This is a genomic window from Bradyrhizobium embrapense, assembly GCF_001189235.2.
In the GTDB taxonomy this organism is placed as follows: domain Bacteria; phylum Pseudomonadota; class Alphaproteobacteria; order Rhizobiales; family Xanthobacteraceae; genus Bradyrhizobium; species Bradyrhizobium embrapense.
Map to the genome: position 1 here is coordinate 567,583 of NZ_LFIP02000002.1, position 17,219 is coordinate 584,801.

At 65.5% G+C, this 17,219-nt stretch carries 14 protein-coding genes and 1 other RNA gene; 7 read left to right on the plus strand and 8 right to left on the minus strand.

Translation table 11 applies throughout. From position 1 onward, the window contains the following. Positions 1–2: 2 nt before the first annotated feature. Together AKN83_RS10080 and AKN83_RS10085 are read left to right on the plus strand one after the other, a co-directional pair. Entirely contained in the window at positions 3–3,161 is a 3,159-nt protein-coding gene (locus AKN83_RS10080; RefSeq protein ID WP_050405730.1) for a multidrug efflux RND transporter permease subunit, read from the plus strand. A gap of 104 nt (positions 3,162–3,265) precedes the next feature. Further along, positions 3,266–4,405, plus strand: a complete 1,140-nt coding sequence (locus tag AKN83_RS10085; protein ID WP_050405731.1) for an AAA family ATPase — start codon at positions 3,266–3,268, stop codon at positions 4,403–4,405. 14 nt (positions 4,406–4,419) lie between these two features. Here AKN83_RS10085 and AKN83_RS10090 read toward each other — a convergent pair whose 3' ends face one another. From AKN83_RS10090 to tkt, 8 genes are all read right to left on the minus strand, one after another. Beyond that, the gene (locus AKN83_RS10090) at positions 4,420–5,214 is read right to left on the minus strand and encodes an inositol monophosphatase family protein (protein WP_050405732.1); all 795 of its coding nucleotides are present in this window, start codon (positions 5,212–5,214) and stop codon (positions 4,420–4,422) included. Between the two features lie 231 nt (positions 5,215–5,445). Beyond that, the gene (locus tag AKN83_RS10095; RefSeq protein ID WP_050405733.1) at positions 5,446–6,519 is read right to left on the minus strand and encodes a tetratricopeptide repeat protein; all 1,074 of its coding nucleotides are present in this window, start codon (positions 6,517–6,519) and stop codon (positions 5,446–5,448) included. Between the two features lie 7 nt (positions 6,520–6,526). Beyond that, the gene (locus tag AKN83_RS10100) at positions 6,527–7,189 is read right to left on the minus strand and encodes a thiamine phosphate synthase (RefSeq protein ID WP_050405734.1); all 663 of its coding nucleotides are present in this window, start codon (positions 7,187–7,189) and stop codon (positions 6,527–6,529) included. Continuing rightward, positions 7,190–8,230 (minus strand): class I fructose-bisphosphate aldolase, encoded by a 1,041-nt coding sequence (locus AKN83_RS10105; protein WP_050405735.1) that lies wholly within the window; start codon positions 8,228–8,230, stop codon positions 7,190–7,192. A 250-nt stretch (positions 8,231–8,480) separates the two neighbouring features. Continuing rightward, positions 8,481–9,548 carry a class II fructose-bisphosphate aldolase gene (gene fba / locus AKN83_RS10110; RefSeq protein ID WP_050405736.1) on the minus strand — a complete coding sequence of 356 codons (1,068 nt, stop codon included), beginning with the start codon at positions 9,546–9,548 and terminating at the stop codon, positions 8,481–8,483. Positions 9,549–9,590: 42 nt separating this feature from the next. Beyond that, positions 9,591–10,787 (minus strand): phosphoglycerate kinase, encoded by a 1,197-nt coding sequence (locus AKN83_RS10115; protein WP_050405737.1) that lies wholly within the window; start codon positions 10,785–10,787, stop codon positions 9,591–9,593. A 153-nt stretch (positions 10,788–10,940) separates the two neighbouring features. Further along, positions 10,941–11,948, minus strand: coding sequence for a type I glyceraldehyde-3-phosphate dehydrogenase (gene gap / locus AKN83_RS10120; protein WP_050405738.1), 1,008 nt, complete (start codon positions 11,946–11,948; stop codon positions 10,941–10,943). A 160-nt stretch (positions 11,949–12,108) separates the two neighbouring features. Continuing rightward, entirely contained in the window at positions 12,109–14,091 is a 1,983-nt protein-coding gene (tkt, locus tag AKN83_RS10125; protein ID WP_050405739.1) for a transketolase, read from the minus strand. 338 nt (positions 14,092–14,429) lie between these two features. Between tkt and AKN83_RS10130 the strand changes: the two genes are divergently transcribed. From AKN83_RS10130 to AKN83_RS10150, 5 genes are all read left to right on the plus strand, one after another. Next, a complete protein-coding gene (locus AKN83_RS10130; RefSeq protein ID WP_050405740.1) occupies positions 14,430–14,750 on the plus strand; it encodes a DUF4164 domain-containing protein in 321 nt (106 codons plus the stop codon). Further along, positions 14,747–15,130 (plus strand): cell division protein ZapA, encoded by a 384-nt coding sequence (locus tag AKN83_RS10135; protein WP_050405741.1) that lies wholly within the window; start codon positions 14,747–14,749, stop codon positions 15,128–15,130. The genes AKN83_RS10130 and AKN83_RS10135 overlap by 4 nt, the downstream gene beginning before the upstream one ends. Positions 15,131–15,217: 87 nt before the next feature. Further along, a non-coding RNA gene (ssrS, locus tag AKN83_RS10140) (6S RNA) lies at positions 15,218–15,378 on the plus strand. Between the two features lie 169 nt (positions 15,379–15,547). Then, positions 15,548–16,126: a 5-formyltetrahydrofolate cyclo-ligase gene (locus AKN83_RS10145; protein WP_050405742.1), complete on the plus strand. Its 579-nt coding sequence runs from the start codon at positions 15,548–15,550 to the stop codon at positions 16,124–16,126. 1 nt (position 16,127) lies between these two features. Then, positions 16,128–16,952: a TIGR00282 family metallophosphoesterase gene (locus AKN83_RS10150; protein ID WP_050405743.1), complete on the plus strand. Its 825-nt coding sequence runs from the start codon at positions 16,128–16,130 to the stop codon at positions 16,950–16,952. Positions 16,953–17,219: the final 267 nt, after the last annotated feature.

Consider the following 17,219-nt stretch of genomic DNA (forward strand, 5'->3'; position numbering starts at 1 on the left):
ACATGCCCGGCTTTTTCATCGACAGGCCGATCTTCGCCTGGGTCGTCGCGCTGTTTATCTGTCTGGTCGGCGCGATCTCGATTCCGCTGCTCGCGGTCGCGCAGTACCCGATTATTGCGCCGCCTTCGATCTCGATCTCGACGAGCTATCCTGGCGCATCGCCTGAAAACCTCTACAACAGCGTCACGCGGCTGATCGAAGAGGAACTCAACGGCGCCGCGAACATCCTGAACTTCGAATCGACCTCCGACTCTCTCGGCCAGGTCGAGATCATCGCCAACTTCAAGCCCGGCACCGACACCAGCCAGGCCTCGGTCGAGGTGCAGAACCGCCTCAAGCGCGTCGAGGCGCGGCTTCCGCGCGCCGTGATCCAGCAGGGTATCCTGGTCGAGGAAGCCTCAAGCGCCGTGCTGCAGATCATTACGCTGAACTCGACCGACGGCTCGCTCGATGAAGTGGGCCTCGGCGACTTCATGATCCGCAACGTGCTGGGCGAGGTGCGCCGCATTCCCGGCGTCGGCCGCGCCACGCTGTATTCGACCGAGCGTTCGCTGCGCATCTGGATCGATCCGGCCAAGCTGGTCGGCTACGGCCTGTCCGCCGACGACGTCAACAAGGCGATCACGGCGCAGAACGCCCAGGTCGCCTCCGGCAGCATCGGCGCCGAGCCGAGCACCGATACGCAGACGATTTCCGCGCAGGTGCTGGTGAAGGGCCAGCTCTCATCGCCCGACGAGTTCGGCGCGATCATCCTGCGCGCCAACGCCGATGGATCGACGGTCCGCCTGCGCGACGTCGCGCGGATCGAGATCGGCGGCCTCAGCTATCAGTTCAATACCCGTCTCGACGGCAAGCCGACCGCCGGCCTCTCGGTGCTGCTGTCGCCGAAGGGCAATGCGCTGGCGACCGCGAGCGCGGTCGAAGCCAAGATGAAGGAGCTGTCGCGCTTCTTCCCCGCCAATATCTCCTACGAGATTCCCTACAACATCACGCCCGTCGTCAAGGCCTCGATCGAGAAGGTCCTGATGACGCTGGTCGAGGCGGTGGTGCTGGTGTTCATCGTGATGTTCCTCTTCCTGCAGAACATCCGCTACACCATCATTCCGACCATCGTGGTGCCGGTGGCGCTATTGGGCGCCTGCGCCACGCTGATGGTCGCGGGCTTCTCGATCAACATGCTGACCATGTTCGGCATGGTGCTGGCGGTCGGCATCCTGGTCGACGACGCCATCGTCGTGGTCGAGAACGTCGAGCGCATCATGGCCGAAGAGGGCCTGCCGCCGAAGGAAGCCACCAAGAAGGCGATGTCGCAGATATCAGGCGCCATCATCGGCATCACGCTGGTGCTGATGGCGGTGTTCGTGCCGATGGCGTTCTTTCCCGGCTCGGTCGGCATCATCTACCGCCAGTTCTCGGTCACCATGGTGGCGGCGATCGCGTTCTCTGCGCTGCTCGCGCTGTCGCTGACGCCGGCGCTGTGCGCGACGCTGCTCAAGCCGGTCGAAAAGGGCCACGGCCATGCCCGCAAGGGCGTGTTCGGCGCCTTCAACCGCGTGCTCGACAGCAGCCGTGCCGGCTATGTCCGCACGGTGCAGGGCGGGCTGAAGCGCACCGGCCGCCTGATGCTGATCTATCTCGTGCTGTTCGCCGGCGTCGCTTACGGCTTCGTGCGGCTGCCCGGCGGCTTCCTGCCGGTCGACGACCAGGGCTTCATCACGACCGACGTGCAGACGCCGTCGGAGTCGTCCTATGCACGGACCGAAGCCGCGGTCGAGCAGGTCGAGAAGTACCTCAAGGATCGCGCCGGCATCGAGAACGTCACCTTCCTCACCGGCTTCAGCTTCCTCGGTCAGGGCATGAACACCGCACAGGCGTTCATCACGCTGAAGGACTGGTCGGAGCGCGGCGCGAAGGATTCCGCTGCCGCCATCGTTGCCGATATCAACCGCGACCTGTCGTCGTCGATCCGCGACGCCAGGATCTCCGCGCTGCAGCCGCCGCCGATCGACAACCTCGGCAACTCCTCGGGCTTCTCGTTCCGCCTGCAGGATCGCGGCCAGAAGGGCTATGCGGCGCTGATCGCAGCAAGCGACCGCCTCATCGCTGAGGCCAATGCCAGCCCGGTCCTGCAGAAGGTCTATGTCGAAGGCCTGCCGCCGGCGCCGCAGGTCAATCTGATGATCGATCGCGAGAAGGCCGGCGCGTTCGGCCTCACCTTCGAGGACATCAACAACACGATCTCGACCAATCTCGGCTCGAACTACATCAACGACTTCCCGAACCGCGGGCGCATGCAGCGCGTCATCGTGCAGGCCGACAAGACCAGCCGCATGAACGCGGACGACATCCTGAATTACAACGTCAAGAACAACCGCGGCCAGCTGGTGCCGTTCTCGGCGTTCGCCACCATCGAATGGTCGAAGGGGCCCACTCAAATTGCCGGCTTCAACTATTATCCGGCGGTGCGCATCTCCGGCGAGGCGAAGCCGGGCTTCACCTCGGGCGACGCGATCGCGGAGATGGAGCGGCTCGCCGACAAGCTGCCGCGCGGTTTCGGCTATGAGTGGACCGGCCAGTCGCTGCAGGAGAAGCTGTCGGGTTCGCAGGCGCCGTTCCTGCTCGCGCTGTCGGTGCTGGTGGTGTTCCTTTTGCTCGCCGCGCTCTATGAGAGCTGGACCATTCCGCTCGCGGTGCTGCTCACCATTCCGCTCGGCATTCTCGGCGCCGTGGTGGCGGCGACGATGCGCGGGCTGTCCAACGACGTCTATTTCACCGTCGGCCTGATCACCATCATCGGCCTCGCCGCCAAGGACGCGATCCTGATCATCGAGTTCGCCAAGGATTTGCGCGCGCAGGGCAAGCCGCTGGTCGAGGCGACCATCGAGGCGTGTAGCCTCCGGTTCCGCCCGATCCTGATGACGGGTCTTGCCTTCGTCTGCGGCGTGCTGCCGATGGCGATCGCCACCGGCGCCGGCGGCGCCAGCCAACAGGCGCTCGGCACGTCGGTGATGGGCGGCATGATCGCCGTGGTGATCCTGGCGCTGCTGCTTGTGCCGGTGTTCTTCGTCAGCGTGCAGCGCGTGCTGGCGGGGGATCGCGAGAAGGCGTCGGAGCAGGGTGAGATGTACGGCCCGCCTGCGCCGGCCAGGATGGGACACTGATTTTCGAGATCAGTCGCGCCTTGCTTTCGCAAGCCGTTCAATCCAGATTGCGGCTCTGGATGGAACGGGGAGCGTTTAGGCAACCCGAGGACTGAGAGCATGGGATGCGGCCGACCGACATTGCGATCTCGAATTATCGCTCCATTCGTCGGCTTTTCATGTCCATTCAACCGCTATCCGTCTTCGTCGGCGAGAACGGCGTCGGCAAATCCAATCTCTACAAGTCCCTGTCGCTGCTGCGCGACGCGGCAACCGGCCGGATCACGCGTACGATCGCCGACGAAGGCGGATTGAACTCGGTCTGCTGGTCAGGGCTTCGCAGGCGCGGCGAGGATGGACGGCTGCGGCTGGCGGTCAGATTCGAGAACGTCAATTATTCGATCGAGCTCGGGCATCCCGGCCCGGTCGAGGCGGCGTTCCCGGGCGAGCCGATGATCAAGTCGGAACGCATCGAGGCGATCCACGGCAAACGCAAAGTCCTGATGATGGAGCGGACCAATTCACACGTCAGCGTCCGCGGCGAGAGCGGTGCCTGGAGCGAGCACGAGAATGCGGTGCTGCCATCGGAAACCGCGCTCGCCGATTTCCTCGACGGCCAGATATGTCCCGAAGTCGGTCTGATCAGGAACGCCTTGCAGAGCTGGCGCTTCTATCACGATTTTCGCACCGATCCGGCATCGCCGATCCGCAAGCCTTGTCTCGCGATCACGACGCCGTCGCTGAGCGCCGATGGCAGCGATCTCGCTGCCGCTTTGGCAACGCTCACCGCGATCAGGCAAGACGCGGCCGACCTGCAGGATGCGATCGAGGACGCATTCCCGGGTGCAGAACTCCGGGCGTGGGAAGAAAGCGGGCGCTGCGAATTCGATCTGCAACAGGCGGACATGCCGCGTCCGTTCAAGGCGCACGAACTATCCGACGGCACGCTGAAATATATCTGCCTGCTCGCGGTGTTCATGGGCTACCGGCTGCCGCCGTTCATCGCGCTGAACGAGCCCGAGACCAGCCTGCATCCATCCCTGCTGGCGCCGCTGGCCCGGCTGATCGCCAAGGCCTCGCGCCGCGCCGACGTCTGGATCGTCACCCATTCGGAACATTTGATGGAGGCGTTGCGCAGCGAAAGCTCGGTGCCGCTGCGCCGGGTGATCAAGTCCAACGGCGCCACGACCATCGAGGGCCTGACCCTCGGCGGTGAGTTTCGTGACGGGGCAGACGACGATGAGAACGATGACGACGACGATTAGAACGCGCCGTCGCGCTATTGCCCGAGCGGCTTCAGGATCTTGATCAGCTCGCCATGCACATACTCGTTGCCGCAGACGACGTGGCCGGTCTGCAGCGGGTCGTCATTGCCCTGGATGCCGGAGACGGTGCCGCCGGCTTCGCGGACCATCAAGAGACCGGCCGCGACGTCCCAGGCCTGCAGATTGCGCTCCCAATAGCCGTCGAGGCGGCCGGCGGCGACGAAGGCGAGGTCGAGCGAGGCGGCGCCGAAGCGGCGGAAGCCCGCCACCTTGCTCTGCAGCGCGGCTAGCTCCTGCAGCGCGAGCTGGTGGTTGCCGCGGCCGATATGCGGCAGGCCGCAGGCGACCACGCATTCGTTGAGCTGGCGGCGGCCGGCGACGCGCAGCCGCTGGTCGTTGAGGAACGCGCCCTTGCCGCGCTCGGCGATGTAGAGCTCGTCATTGGCGGGATTGTAGATCACGCCTGCGATCACGGTGTCCTCGCGCAACAGCCCGATCGAGATCGCGAATTGCGGGATGCCGTGCAGGAAGTTGGTGGTGCCGTCCAGGGGATCGACGATCCAGGTGTGGCTTTTGTCCGAGCCTTCGCGCTTTCCGCCTTCCTCGCCGAGGAACCCGTAGCCGGGCCGGGCCTTTTCGAGGTCGGTGTAGAGCATCTCCTCGGCGCGCTTGTCGGCGAGCGAGACGAAGTTCGCCGGGCCCTTCAGCGACACCTGCAGGTGTTCGATCTCGCCGAGGTCGCGCTTGAGGCTGCGGCCGGCGCGGCGCGCGGCCTTGACCATGACATTGATGAGGGCGGAGTAGAGCATGATGAGAGCTGGCGGCTTTCGAGCGTTGGAAAATCAATCGGGCAGCGTGCGCAAGATCTTGCCCGTCATCCTGAGGAGCGCGGAACGCGCGTCTCGAAGGATCGACGGCCACCGGCCGGGCCGCGCATCCTTCGAGGCTCGCTTCGCTCGCACCTCAGGATGACGGGAAACGGCCTGCGGCGCCTTCGGTTTCCCGACTGGGTGCCCTCTGGAAGGGGCGCCGTCAAGGCGTCATTTGACGTTGTTTCCGATCCATTTTCGCGCGGCCGCCTCGCCCTTGGCGCGGTCTTCCGGGCTCATATCGGCGAGGATGTCGTCGAGATCGGGGTCGCCCTTGCCGGCGGTCTTGGCGATCGTGTGCCATTTCAGGGCCTCGACCTTGTCCACCGGGGCGCCGGCGCCGGTCGCCAGCACACGGGCGAGGCGGTTTTGCGCGATCGGGCTGTTCTGCCGGGCCGCCTTGCGCAGCAGCGCCACCGCCGCCGGCACGTTCCGCGGCGTGCCGGTGCCGTTGTACAGCGCGATGGCATACTCGACCTCGGCATCGACATTGTCGGCCAGCGAGGCGGCCTGTAGCAGCCGCGCCGCCTTTTCGAGGTCCTTCGGCACGCCGGTGCCTTCCTTGTAGAAGGTCGCGAGCGCGTACTGCGCCTCGGGGCTGCCGGCGTCGGCGGCCATCCGCAACAGCTCGGCGGAGCGCTTGAGGTCCTGCGGCAGGGTCTGGCCATCGAGATAGAGCAGAGCGAGGTTGTAGGCCGCCTTGGGTTCGCCGAGCTTGGCGGACGAGGCCAGCAGCTTGACCGCGGAATCCTTGTCCACCGCGCCGCCGCGGCCCGCGATCCGCATCATCGCGAGCGCGAACATCGCCTCGCGGTCGCCGGCATCGGACGCGCGCTTGTACCAGTCGTCGGCCTTGGCGTAGTCGCGTTTGACGCCGAGCCCATTGGCATAGAGCTCGCCCAGCATCGTCATTGCCTTGGCATCGTTGTTGTTCTGGGCGCGCGCCATCGCCAGTTCGAACGCGGTCTTGTACATGCCGCGCTGATAGGCGCCGTAGACCAGGTCGACATTGGGATCGTCAGGCGTCGGGGCCGGCGAGGATGTCGGGGTGGCCGTCGGCGTGGCGGCGGGCTTCGGCGCGGGCCTCTTCGCGGCCGGCGCATGCACCTTCGTCTTCTCTTTCGGCGCCTCCTTCTTCGCGGACGGCGGCGTTTGCGCCGGCGGCGTGATCGAGAGCTGCGCCATCGCGCCGCTCGCCAGCATCGTGCAGCCGAGCGCAACACCTATCGGACGCAGGCATTTCATTCCGGCATCATCCCGCGGCCTTGGCTTTGCCGGCATGTGCAACCGCTTCGCCGATCTCGACGAGCGCAGCCTTCGCGCCGCGCAGATCGGACCAGATGAAATCTCCGACCAGCACGAAATCCGCGCCGGCCGCGGCGAACGCCTCGGCCTCCTCGCGCGAGGTCGCAAAGCCGACGCAGGGCGGCTCGAACAATTCGTCCCACCATTCCAGCCGCTCGGCGATCGCCTCGAGCGATGGCCGCGCTCCCTTGGCGTCGGGCTCGCCGAACAGCACATAGTCGGCGCCGGCTTCGCCCGCGGCCATGGAATCGTGGCGTGTCGCCAGGCCACCGACGCCTGCGATGCGATCGGGCTTCAGCGAGGGCATCGCCTCTTCCATCGCGGCGAGGCCGGTCAGGTGTGCGCCGTCGGCGCCGGCGCGGGCCACGATGTCGGGATGGCCGTCGATCAACAGCGCCGCACCTGCGTTCTGGATCGCAGGCGCCAGCGCCTTGATGGTGGAGATCATGCTGCGCGGATCGCTCTCGCGCAGCCGCACCAGAACGGCCGCGACGTCGGCCGCGGCCAGCAGATCGGCAAGCTCGGCCGCAAGCAGCAACGGCTCGTCGACCGGCGGCGTTGCCAGGTAGAGGCGCGGCGCCGGCCGCGGCGGAACGGGCTTTGGGGCCAACTATGCCGCCTGTTTCTCGAGGCCGGCGTCCCACTTGCCGGTGCTCGCCAGCCCGTTCATCTGGGCGCGATGCGAGAAAGCGCGCTGGCCCGCGGGGACGTTCTCCGGTTTGCCGGACCATGCCTTCTGCGGCGCCGCCTGCAGCGCACGGCCATAGGAGAAGGTCAGCCGCCAAGGCAGATGGCCGATCTTGTTCATGGCGTCGAGATGCGCGGTCGCTTCCTCGTCGCTCTGTCCGCCGGAGAGGAAGGCGATGCCGGGCACCGCGGCCGGCACGCAGCTCTTGAGCAGGCGGACGGTCTTCTCGGCGACTTCCTGCACCGACGCCTGCTTCGGGCACTTCTTGCCCGAGATCGCCATGTTGGGCTTCAGGATCATGCCTTCGAGCGCGACGCGCTGCACCCGCAATTCCTGGAAGGTGCGGTTCAGCACGCGCTGCGTCACCTCGTAGCAGCGGTCGATGTCGTGATCGCCGTCCATCAGCACCTCCGGCTCGACGATCGGCACGATCTGCGCGGCCTGGCACAGCGCGGCGTAGCGCGCCAGCGCATGCGCGTTGACGCGAATTGCGGTCATCGTGGGAATACCGCGGCTGCCCGCGCCCGAGCCGATATCGATCACGGCGCGCCATTTCGCAAACCGCGCACCGCGCTCGTAATATTTCTTCAGCCGCTCGGCGAGCCTGTCGAGGCCGACGGTGACGAGTTCGCCGGGGCAGTTCGGCAACGGCTGGGTGCCTTCGTCGACCTTGATGCCGGGAATTGCGCCCGCCTGCTCGATCAGCTTGACCAGCGGCGTGCCGTCCTTGGCATTCTGCCAGATCGTCTCGTCGTAGAGGATGACGCCGGAGATGTATTTGCTCATCGCCTCCTGCGAGCGGAACAGCATCTCGCGATAGTCGCGGCGATTGTCCTCGGTCGAATCGACCTTGATGGCGTCGAACCGCTTCTTGATGGTGCCGGAGGATTCGTCGGCAGCGAGGATGCCCTTGCCCGGGGTGACCATGGCAAGCGCAACTTTGTTGAGGTCAGCGAGGTTCATCGGGAACGTCCTTTAGGGCCATTGCCTTTGCAAACCAAAATAGGCGGTTCTCGGGCAAATGCCTAGAAAACGTTCGTCGCGGCTCGTGTTCGGACGTTCCACCTCTCCCATCGGGAGAGGTCGCGCCGAAGGCGCGGGTGAGGGGATGCGCTCTATCGAGGGACCCGAACCCCTCACCCGGATCGCCGGCGCGATCCGACCTCTCCCCGTCGGGGAGAGGTGATCGCGGTCCGCGGCGAGTGAAGAGCGCTCAAGCAACCTTGGGGTCGAGCTCGCCCGCGGCGTAGCGCTTGGCCATTTCCGCCGTGGTCAGCACCTTCTTGATCTTGCTGGCCTGGCCCGCAGTGTTGAACTCCTGCAGGCGCTGCTTGCACAGCTTGGTCATCGCCTCCATCGCAGGCTTCAGGTACTTGCGCGGATCGAACTCTTCCGGATTGTCCTTCAGAACTTTCCGGATCTGACCGGTCATCGCCATCCGGTTGTCGGTGTCGATGTTGATCTTGCGCACGCCGTTCTTGATGCCGCGCTGGATCTCGGCGACCGGCACGCCCCAGGTCGGCTTCATCTTGCCGCCATTGGCGTTGATGATCTCCTGCAGCTCCTGCGGCACCGACGAGGAGCCATGCATCACCAGATGCGTGTTCGGCAGCTTGCGATGGATTTCCTCGATCACGTTCATGGCGAGGATGTCGCCATCGGGCTTGCGGGTGAATTTGTAGGCGCCGTGCGAGGTGCCCATCGCGATCGCCAGCGCGTCGACCTTGGTCTCCTTGACGAATTTCACGGCCTCGTCGGGATTGGTCAGCAACTGGTCATGCGACAGCTTGCCCTCGGCGCCGTGGCCGTCTTCCTTGTCGCCCATGCCGGTCTCGAGCGAGCCGAGCACGCCGAGCTCGCCTTCCACCGAGATGCCGCCGAGATGGGCCATGCCGGTCACGGTCCGGGTGACGCCGACATTGTAGTCCCAGTCGCCGGGGGTCTTGCCGTCGGCCTTCAGCGAGCCGTCCATCATGACAGAGGTGAAGCCGGCCTGGATCGCGGTCATGCAGGTGGCGGGCTCGTTGCCGTGGTCGAGATGCACGCAGACCGGGATCTGCGGATAGATCTCGGTGACGGCGTCCATCATGTGCTTGAGCATGACGTCGTTGGCGTAGGAGCGCGCGCCGCGCGAAGCCTGGATGATGACCGGCGCATCGACCTCGGAGGCCGCCGCCATGATCGCCAGCGCCTGCTCCATGTTGTTGATGTTGAAGGCAGGTACGCCGTAATCATGCTCGGCCGCGTGGTCGAGCAGTTGCCGCAACGTGATGCGAGCCATTCCATTTCTCCCTGTAATGCGCGTTCGCGGATTTGACCTAAATCAACCTTTTTTCAAAACTTCGACGCCCGGCAGCGGCTTGCCTTCCATCCATTCAAGAAACGCGCCGCCGGCGGTCGAGACGTAGGAAAAGTCACCGGCCACGCCGGCCTGGTTGAGCGCCGCGACGGTGTCGCCGCCTCCGGCGACCGAGATCAGCTTCTTGGCCCTGGTGCGCTCGGCGGCATGCTTGGCCGACACCACGGTGCCGCGGTCGAACGGCGTCAGTTCGAAGGCGCCGAGCGGCCCGTTCCAGACCAGGGTCGCGGCATCGTCGATCGCGGCATGGATGCGCGCGATCGATTGCGGGCCGACGTCGAGGATCATGCCGTCGGCCGGGATCGCATCGAGGCCGTAAGCGTGCGAAGGCGCGTTGGCGGCGAACTGATTGGCGACAACCGCGTCAACCGGCAGGATGATCGCGCAATTCGCCGCGTTGGCCTTCTCCATGATCCGCAGCGCGGTCGCGGCGAGGTCCTTTTCGGCGAGCGACTTGCCGACGGCGACGCCCTGCGCGTGCAGGAAGGTGTTGGCCATGCCGCCGCCGATCACCAGCGCGTCCACCTTGTTCACGAGGTTTTCCAAAAGGTCGATCTTGGTCGAGACCTTGGCGCCGCCGATGATCGCAATCACCGGCTTGGTCGGGGCTTCCAGCGCCTTGCCGAGCGCGTCGAGCTCGGCCTGCATGGTGCGGCCGGCATAGGCCGGCAGTTTGTGGCCGAGGCCTTCGGTCGAGGCGTGGGCGCGGTGCGCGGCGGAGAAGGCGTCGTTGACCCAGATGTCGCCGAGTTTTGCCAATTCAGCGACGAAGCCGGCGTCGTTCTTCTCCTCTTCCTTGTGGAAGCGGGTGTTTTCCAGGCAGAGAATGTCGCCGTCCTTGAGGGCCGCAACCGCCTTGGCCGCCGGCTCGCCGATGCAGTCCTCGGCGAAGGCGACCGGCCGCTTGATCACCGTCGACAGCGTTTCGGCGACCGGCTTCAGCGAATCCTTGGGATCGCGCCCCTTGGGCCGGCCGAAATGGGCGAGCAGGATCACCTTGCCGCCCTTGTCGGAGATTTCAGTGATGGTGGGAGCAACGCGCTCGAGCCGTGTGGCGTCGGTGACGCGGCCGCCTTCCATGGGGACGTTGAGGTCGACGCGCAGCAGCACGCGCTTGCCCTTCACGTTGACGTCGTCGAGGGTGCGGAACGATTTTGTCATGGACGTTTCCTGGGACGTTTCCTGTGCGGCCGGACACAGCCGTCCAGCGGACGGTGTCGCTTTCGCTTGCCGATGTCGCGGCCGTCAAGGTCGCGAATGCAGGGCAAACACGCAGATGCCCGGCGCTGGGCCGGGCATCACGAACAGTCGAACTTAGATCAGCTTGCCGATCGCGACGGCGGTGTCGGCCATGCGGTTCGAGAAGCCCCACTCGTTGTCGTACCAGGCCATCACGCGCACCAGCGTGCCGTTCTGCACCTTGGTCTGGTCCATGTGGAAGGTGGCCGAATGCGGATCGTGGTTGAAGTCGATCGAGACGTTCGGCGCGGTGGTGAAGCCGAGGATGCCCTTGAGCTGCTGCTCGGAGGCGCGCTTCATCGCCTCGTTGATTTCCTTGGCGTCGGTTGAGCGCTTGGCGACGATCTTCAGGTCGATCACCGAGACGTTCGGGGTCGGCACGCGGATCGAGACGCCGTCGAGCTTGCCCTTCAGTTCCGGCAGCACCAGGCCGATCGCCTTTGCCGCACCGGTCGAGGTCGGGATCATCGACATCGCCGCGGCGCGGCCGCGATAGAGGTCCTTGTGCAGGGTGTCGAGCGTCGGCTGGTCGCCGGTATAGGCGTGGATCGTGGTCATGAAGCCGGTCTCGATGCCGACGGTCTCGTTCAGCACCTTGGCAACCGGCGCCAGGCAGTTGGTGGTGCAGGAGCCGTTGGAGACGACGAGCTGATCCTTGTTCAGCGTGTCATGGTTGACGCCGTAGACGATCGTCGCGTCAGCACCGTCGGCGGGCGCCGAGACCAGCACGCGCTTGGCGCCGGCGGCGAGGTGCGCTGAGGCCTTGTCCTTGGCGGTGAAGATGCCGGTGCATTCCAGCGCGATGTCGACGCCGAGCGCCTTCCACGGCAGCTTGGAGGGATCGCGCTCGGCCGAGACCTTGATCTTGTTGTCGCCGACGCTGATCGAATCGCCGTCGACGGTCACGGTGCCGGGAAAGCGGCCATGCACGGAATCGAAGCGCAGCAGATGCGCGTTGGTCTCGACCGGGCCGAGGTCGTTGATGCCAACCACCTCGATGTCCTTGCGGCCGGACTCGGCGATGGCGCGCAGAATGTTGCGGCCGATGCGCCCAAACCCGTTGATCGCGACGCGGATTGCCATGCTCGTCTCCTCTAAAGCTGTTGTCAGCCCCGCGGGAGGGCTCCCACGAGGTTCTTACGGCGGAACGCCCGGTTCGGCCGGGCGCGTACGGAAAAGATGGAGCTTTGGTAATCCTTTTTCACGACAAGCTCAACCGTGCCCCGCGAGTGGCAGACCGGCGTCAGACGCGCTTGGTGGCAGCGTTAACGACGGCTTCAGCGGTAATGCCGAAATGCGGGAAAAGGTCCTTCGCCGGGGCGCTGGCCCCGAAACCGTGCATGCCGATGAATTCGCCGTCATGGCCGATCACGGCGTCCCAGCCCCAGCGCACCGCAGCCTCGATCGCGATCTTGACCGGCGCCTTGCCGATAATGGCATTTTGTCGCTCCGCAGGCTGCGCCAGCAGCAATTCCAGCGACGGCACCGAGACGACCCGCGTCGCGATGCCGCGCCCTGCGAGCTGCTTCTGTGCTTCGACCGCGATCTGGACCTCGGAACCGGAGGCGAACAATGACACTTTTGCGTCACCCTGCGCCGCGACCAATTCGTAGGCGCCGTGACTGCACGGATTGTCGTTCGGCGCCGTGGTGCGGAGCTGCGGCAGGTTCTGGCGGGTCAGCGCCAGCACGGTCGGTCCGTCGACGCGGTTGAGCGCCAATTCCCAGCACTCGGCGGTCTCGACCGCGTCGCAGGGACGGAACACGCGCATGTTCGGCATCGCGCGCAACGCGGAGAGGTGCTCGACCGGCTGGTGCGTCGGGCCGTCCTCGCCGAGGCCGATCGAATCATGGGTCATGACATAGACGACGCCGGTGCCCATCAGCGCCGACAGGCGCATCGCGCCGCGCGCATAGTCGGTGAAGACCAGGAAGGTGGCGCCGTTCGGCGCAAAGCCGCCATGCAGGAAGATGCCGTTGAGGCACGCTGCCATGCCGTGCTCGCGGATGCCGTAATGGATGAAGCGGCCCTTCGGCGTCTTGGCGGCGAACGCTGTTGCCGACTTCGCCTTGTTGTTGTTGGAGCCGGTGAGGTCGGCCGAGCCGGCCACGAATTCCATCGGCATCGCGGCCGCGATCACCTCGATCGCAGCTTCCGACGATTTGCGGGTCGCGACGTTGAGCGGATTTTCCAAGAGGCCCTTCTTGAAGGCGCGCAGCCCCTTGGCGAGCGACTGCGGGCGCTCGTGACGGATGCGGCGCTCGAACTCGGCGCGCTTGCGGTTGCCGAGCTGCGCGAACTGCTCGTCCCACGCCTTGTGCTCGGCAGCGCCGCGAGCCCCGGCCTCACGCCAGGCCTTCAGCACGTCGTCGGGCACCGAGAACGGTTCGAGCGAGATGCCGAGCTTCTCCTTGGCGCCCTTGAGCTCGTTGGCGCCGAGCGCTTCGCCATGGGCTTTCGCGGTACCGGCCCTGGTCGGCGCGCCGAAGCCGATCGTGGTCTTGCAGGCGATCAGCGAAGGCTTGCTGGACTTCTGCGCGCGGGTGATCGCAGCCGCGATCGCCTGCGGATCGTGGCCATCGATCAGCTCGGCCGCCCAGCCCGCGGACTTGAAGCGCTTCACCTGATCGACGGAGTCGGAGATCGAGGTCGGGCCGTCGATCGAGATGCCGTTGTCGTCGTACAGCACGATCATCTTGTTGAGCCGCCAGACACCGGCGAGCGCGATCGCTTCCTGCGAGATGCCTTCCATCAGGTCGCCGTCCGAGGCGAGCACATAGGTGTGGTGGTTGACGATCTTCTTGCCGAATTCTGCAGCGAGCATCTTCTCGGCGAGCGCCATGCCGACCGCGGTCGCGATGCCCTGGCCGAGCGGACCGGTGGTGGTCTCGATGCCCTTGGTGTGGAAATTCTCGGGGTGCCCCGGCGTCAGCGATCCGAGCTGGCGGAAATGCTTGAGCTGGTCGAGCGTCATGTCCTTGTTGCCGGTGAGGTACAGCAACGCATAGAGCAGCATCGAGCCGTGGCCGGCCGACAGCACGAAGCGATCGCGATCGGGCCACGCCGTATCGGCGGCATCGAACTTCAGGAATTTCGTGAACAGGACGGTTGCGATGTCGGCAGCGCCCATCGGCAGGCCGGGATGGCCGGAATTCGCCTTCTCGACGGCGTCCATGGCAAGGCCACGGATCGCATTGGCCATACGGGTGTGATCGACCTGCGTCATGATGAAAAGTCCGCCTGAAATGAGAGCTGATTGCTGGACGCATCGGGGCGAGCAGCCGCGATGCGCGCGTGGAGTGGCCTTACGGGTTGGAGGGTGGATTAGCACCTCAATTCCGCAAGTCCAAGGCGAGGAAACGCCCCAAAACGGGGAAAAGTTGCTCGAAATGGCCCAATTTCATTCAACGGTGCATAGTTCTGCGCCGCCGTTGCGCTTCCCTCGCTTGCCACGTAAATTTCGTCCGCTAAACGCTTGCCCAACCGCCGCTTTTGCCGTGCGGCAAGCCTGTCTCCAGCCGGCTATCAAGGCCGATCGACCAGAAGGGGTCCACGCCGCGTGTCATGAGTGATCGTCTCGCCAACGGATCTGGCAATACCGAGGCACCGCTTGCCGATATCGATGCTGCGACCAAGCGGCTGATGGCCGCGCTCGATGCGCTGGAAAGTTCGGTGGAGCGGCGCCGCGAGGCCGACCGCGATGAGAACGAACTGGCGAGCCGGATCCAGGCGCTCGGCGCCGATCGCTCGAGACTTGCCGACGAACTCGACGGATCGCTGGTGAAGACGCGCAAGCTCGAGCGCGTCAATCGCGACATCGCGGAAAAGCTCGACGCGGCGATCGGCACCATTCGCGCCGTGCTCGAGGGCGGAGAAGGCAGATGAGCCACATCAACGTCACCATCAATGGCCGGCAATACCGCATGGCCTGCGAGGAGGGCCAGGAGGTGCGGCTCTTGAAGCTCGCGGAAAATCTCCAGCAGCGCGTCGAATCGCTGCGCGGCAAGTTCGGCGAGATCGGCGACGCACGGCTCACCGTGATGGCGGCGCTCACCGCCTGCGACGAGCTGGTCGATGCAAGCGCGCGCATCCGCAGCCTCGAGGAAGAGGTCGAGCAGTTGCGCAATGCCCGCACAGCCGCCGCCGACCGCGCCCGTGCGACCCAGACCGCGGTCTCCAACGCGCTGAACGCCGCCGCCGAGCGGATCGAGCGCACCACGCAGGTGCTCAACCGCACCATCGGCGGCGGCATCGCGATCGGGTGATGTTCTTGGTCGTCCCGGTCTTCGCCGGGGCGACGCCAGGTTTCTTACCGCTGGCGAATTGCGACAACGATCGCTAGATTAGCCCACGCGAAGCTGCGTCGTGCGTCAGGAGCCATATATCCCCGGGGCCTTATCGATCCTTTAGGGAACTGTCCCTGGCCGGGTCCGTGGACCCGGACATATGGTGCCCACCTACTTTCGTAGGGAACTCCGGGATCGAGCGCTCCAACGGCCTCTGCGGCTTCGCACTATTTTTGCTGTTGCCTAGTCGTCGCGCGGCGGCGGTTCGATTGTGGTGCAGCGCTGTTCCCTGCGAAGCAGGGCGTCCAGTGCGCCGCGGCGTGACCCTAATGAATGCGAGCGTCTGTGATTGATGGATCGTCCGTTGTCGCGGACGACGACAGCGGAAGATGGATCATGCACGCATCTCCATCGAAGGCCGAGCTTCGGGCGCTTGCCCTCGCCAAGCGTGACGCGCTGAGCGACGAGCAGCGCGCGACGGCTGCGGAAGCGCTCGCCAAGCGCGGCGCGCCGTTCGCCATCACGCAAGGCATGATCATCTCGGGCTATGCCCCGATCCGCAGCGAGATCGATCCGGCGCCGCTGATGAAGAAGCTTGCCGAGAAGGGGGCGCGGCTCGCGCTGCCCTGTATCAATGCGCGCGGCCAGTCGCTGACCTTCCGCAGCTGGTCGCCGCAGGACCGGCTGATGCTCGGGCCGCTCGGCATACCCGAGCCGTCGCCGGCCGCGGCCGAGGTGCATCCCGACGTGATGCTGGTGCCGCTTGCCGCCTTCGACAAGCTCGGCCACCGCATCGGCTATGGTGCCGGCTATTACGACTATACCTTTGCGCATCTGCGCAAGGCCAAGCATGTGATCGGGGTCGGGATCGCCTTTGCTGCACAGGAAACCAAGGCCATTCCGGCGCTGTCGCACGACGTCCCGCTCGATTATGTGCTAACGGAGCGCAAGACGTTCGATTTCCGGAGCCCTTGAATTGCGTATCCTCTTCGTTGGTGACGTCGTCGGCAGAACCGGCCGCACCGCCATATCAGATCATCTCCCCGGCATGATCAGGGACTGGTCGCTCGATCTCGTCGTCGTCAATGGCGAGAACGCCGCCGGCGGATTCGGCATCACCGAGGCGATCTACCAGGAGCTGCTCGACGCCGGCGCCGATGCGATCACGCTCGGCAACCACGCCTGGAATCAGAAGGAGGCGCTGGTCTTCATCGAGCGCGCGCCGCGCCTGATCCGGCCCTTGAATTTCCCGCGCCATTCGCCGGGCCGCGGCGCCGCGCTGGTCGACACCAAGAGCGGCAAGCGCGCGCTGGTTCTCAACGCGATCGGTCGCGTCTTCATGGAGCCGTCCTCGAACGATCCGTTCAGCGCGATCGAGCGTGAGCTCGAGGCCTGCCCGCTGCGCGAGGGTTGTGACGCCATCGTGCTCGATTTCCACGCCGAGGCGACCAGCGAGAAGCAGGGCGTCGGCTTCTTCTGCGACGGCCGCGTCAGCCTCGTGGTCGGGACCCACACCCATGTGCCGACCGCCGATCACCAGGTGCTGCCCGGCGGCACCGCTTACATGACCGATGCCGGCATGACCGGCGACTATGATTCGGTGATCGGTATGCAGAAGGAGGAGCCGCTGCAGCGTTTCCTCACCGGCATTCCCTCCGGCCGTTTCGAGCCGGCGGCAGGCGTTGCGACGCTCAGCGGCGTCGCGGTCGAGACCGACGATGCGACCGGGCTTGCGGTCAAGGTCGCGCCGGTGCGCGCCGGTGGCCGGCTCGAGCCCGCGGTGCCGGCGTTCTGGACGTAAGTGAAGTCGCGCCGACGAACCGATTCCGTCATTGCGAGCGAAGCGAAGCAATCCATGTCACCGTGCATGGGGGGCGATGGATTGCTTCGTCGCTATCGCTCCTCGCAATGACGACTTGCTGTCAACCCTGCCGGAAACCGGTCCGGCCTATCGCTGCACACCATTTCGGAATAATGGAAATGTACCGGTGAGTTGCCCGACGTGTCAAGCGCAGTGTCGAGCGCCGGCAGCCGACGGCTACTGTGCATGGGGTTGTTTTGCATTTTT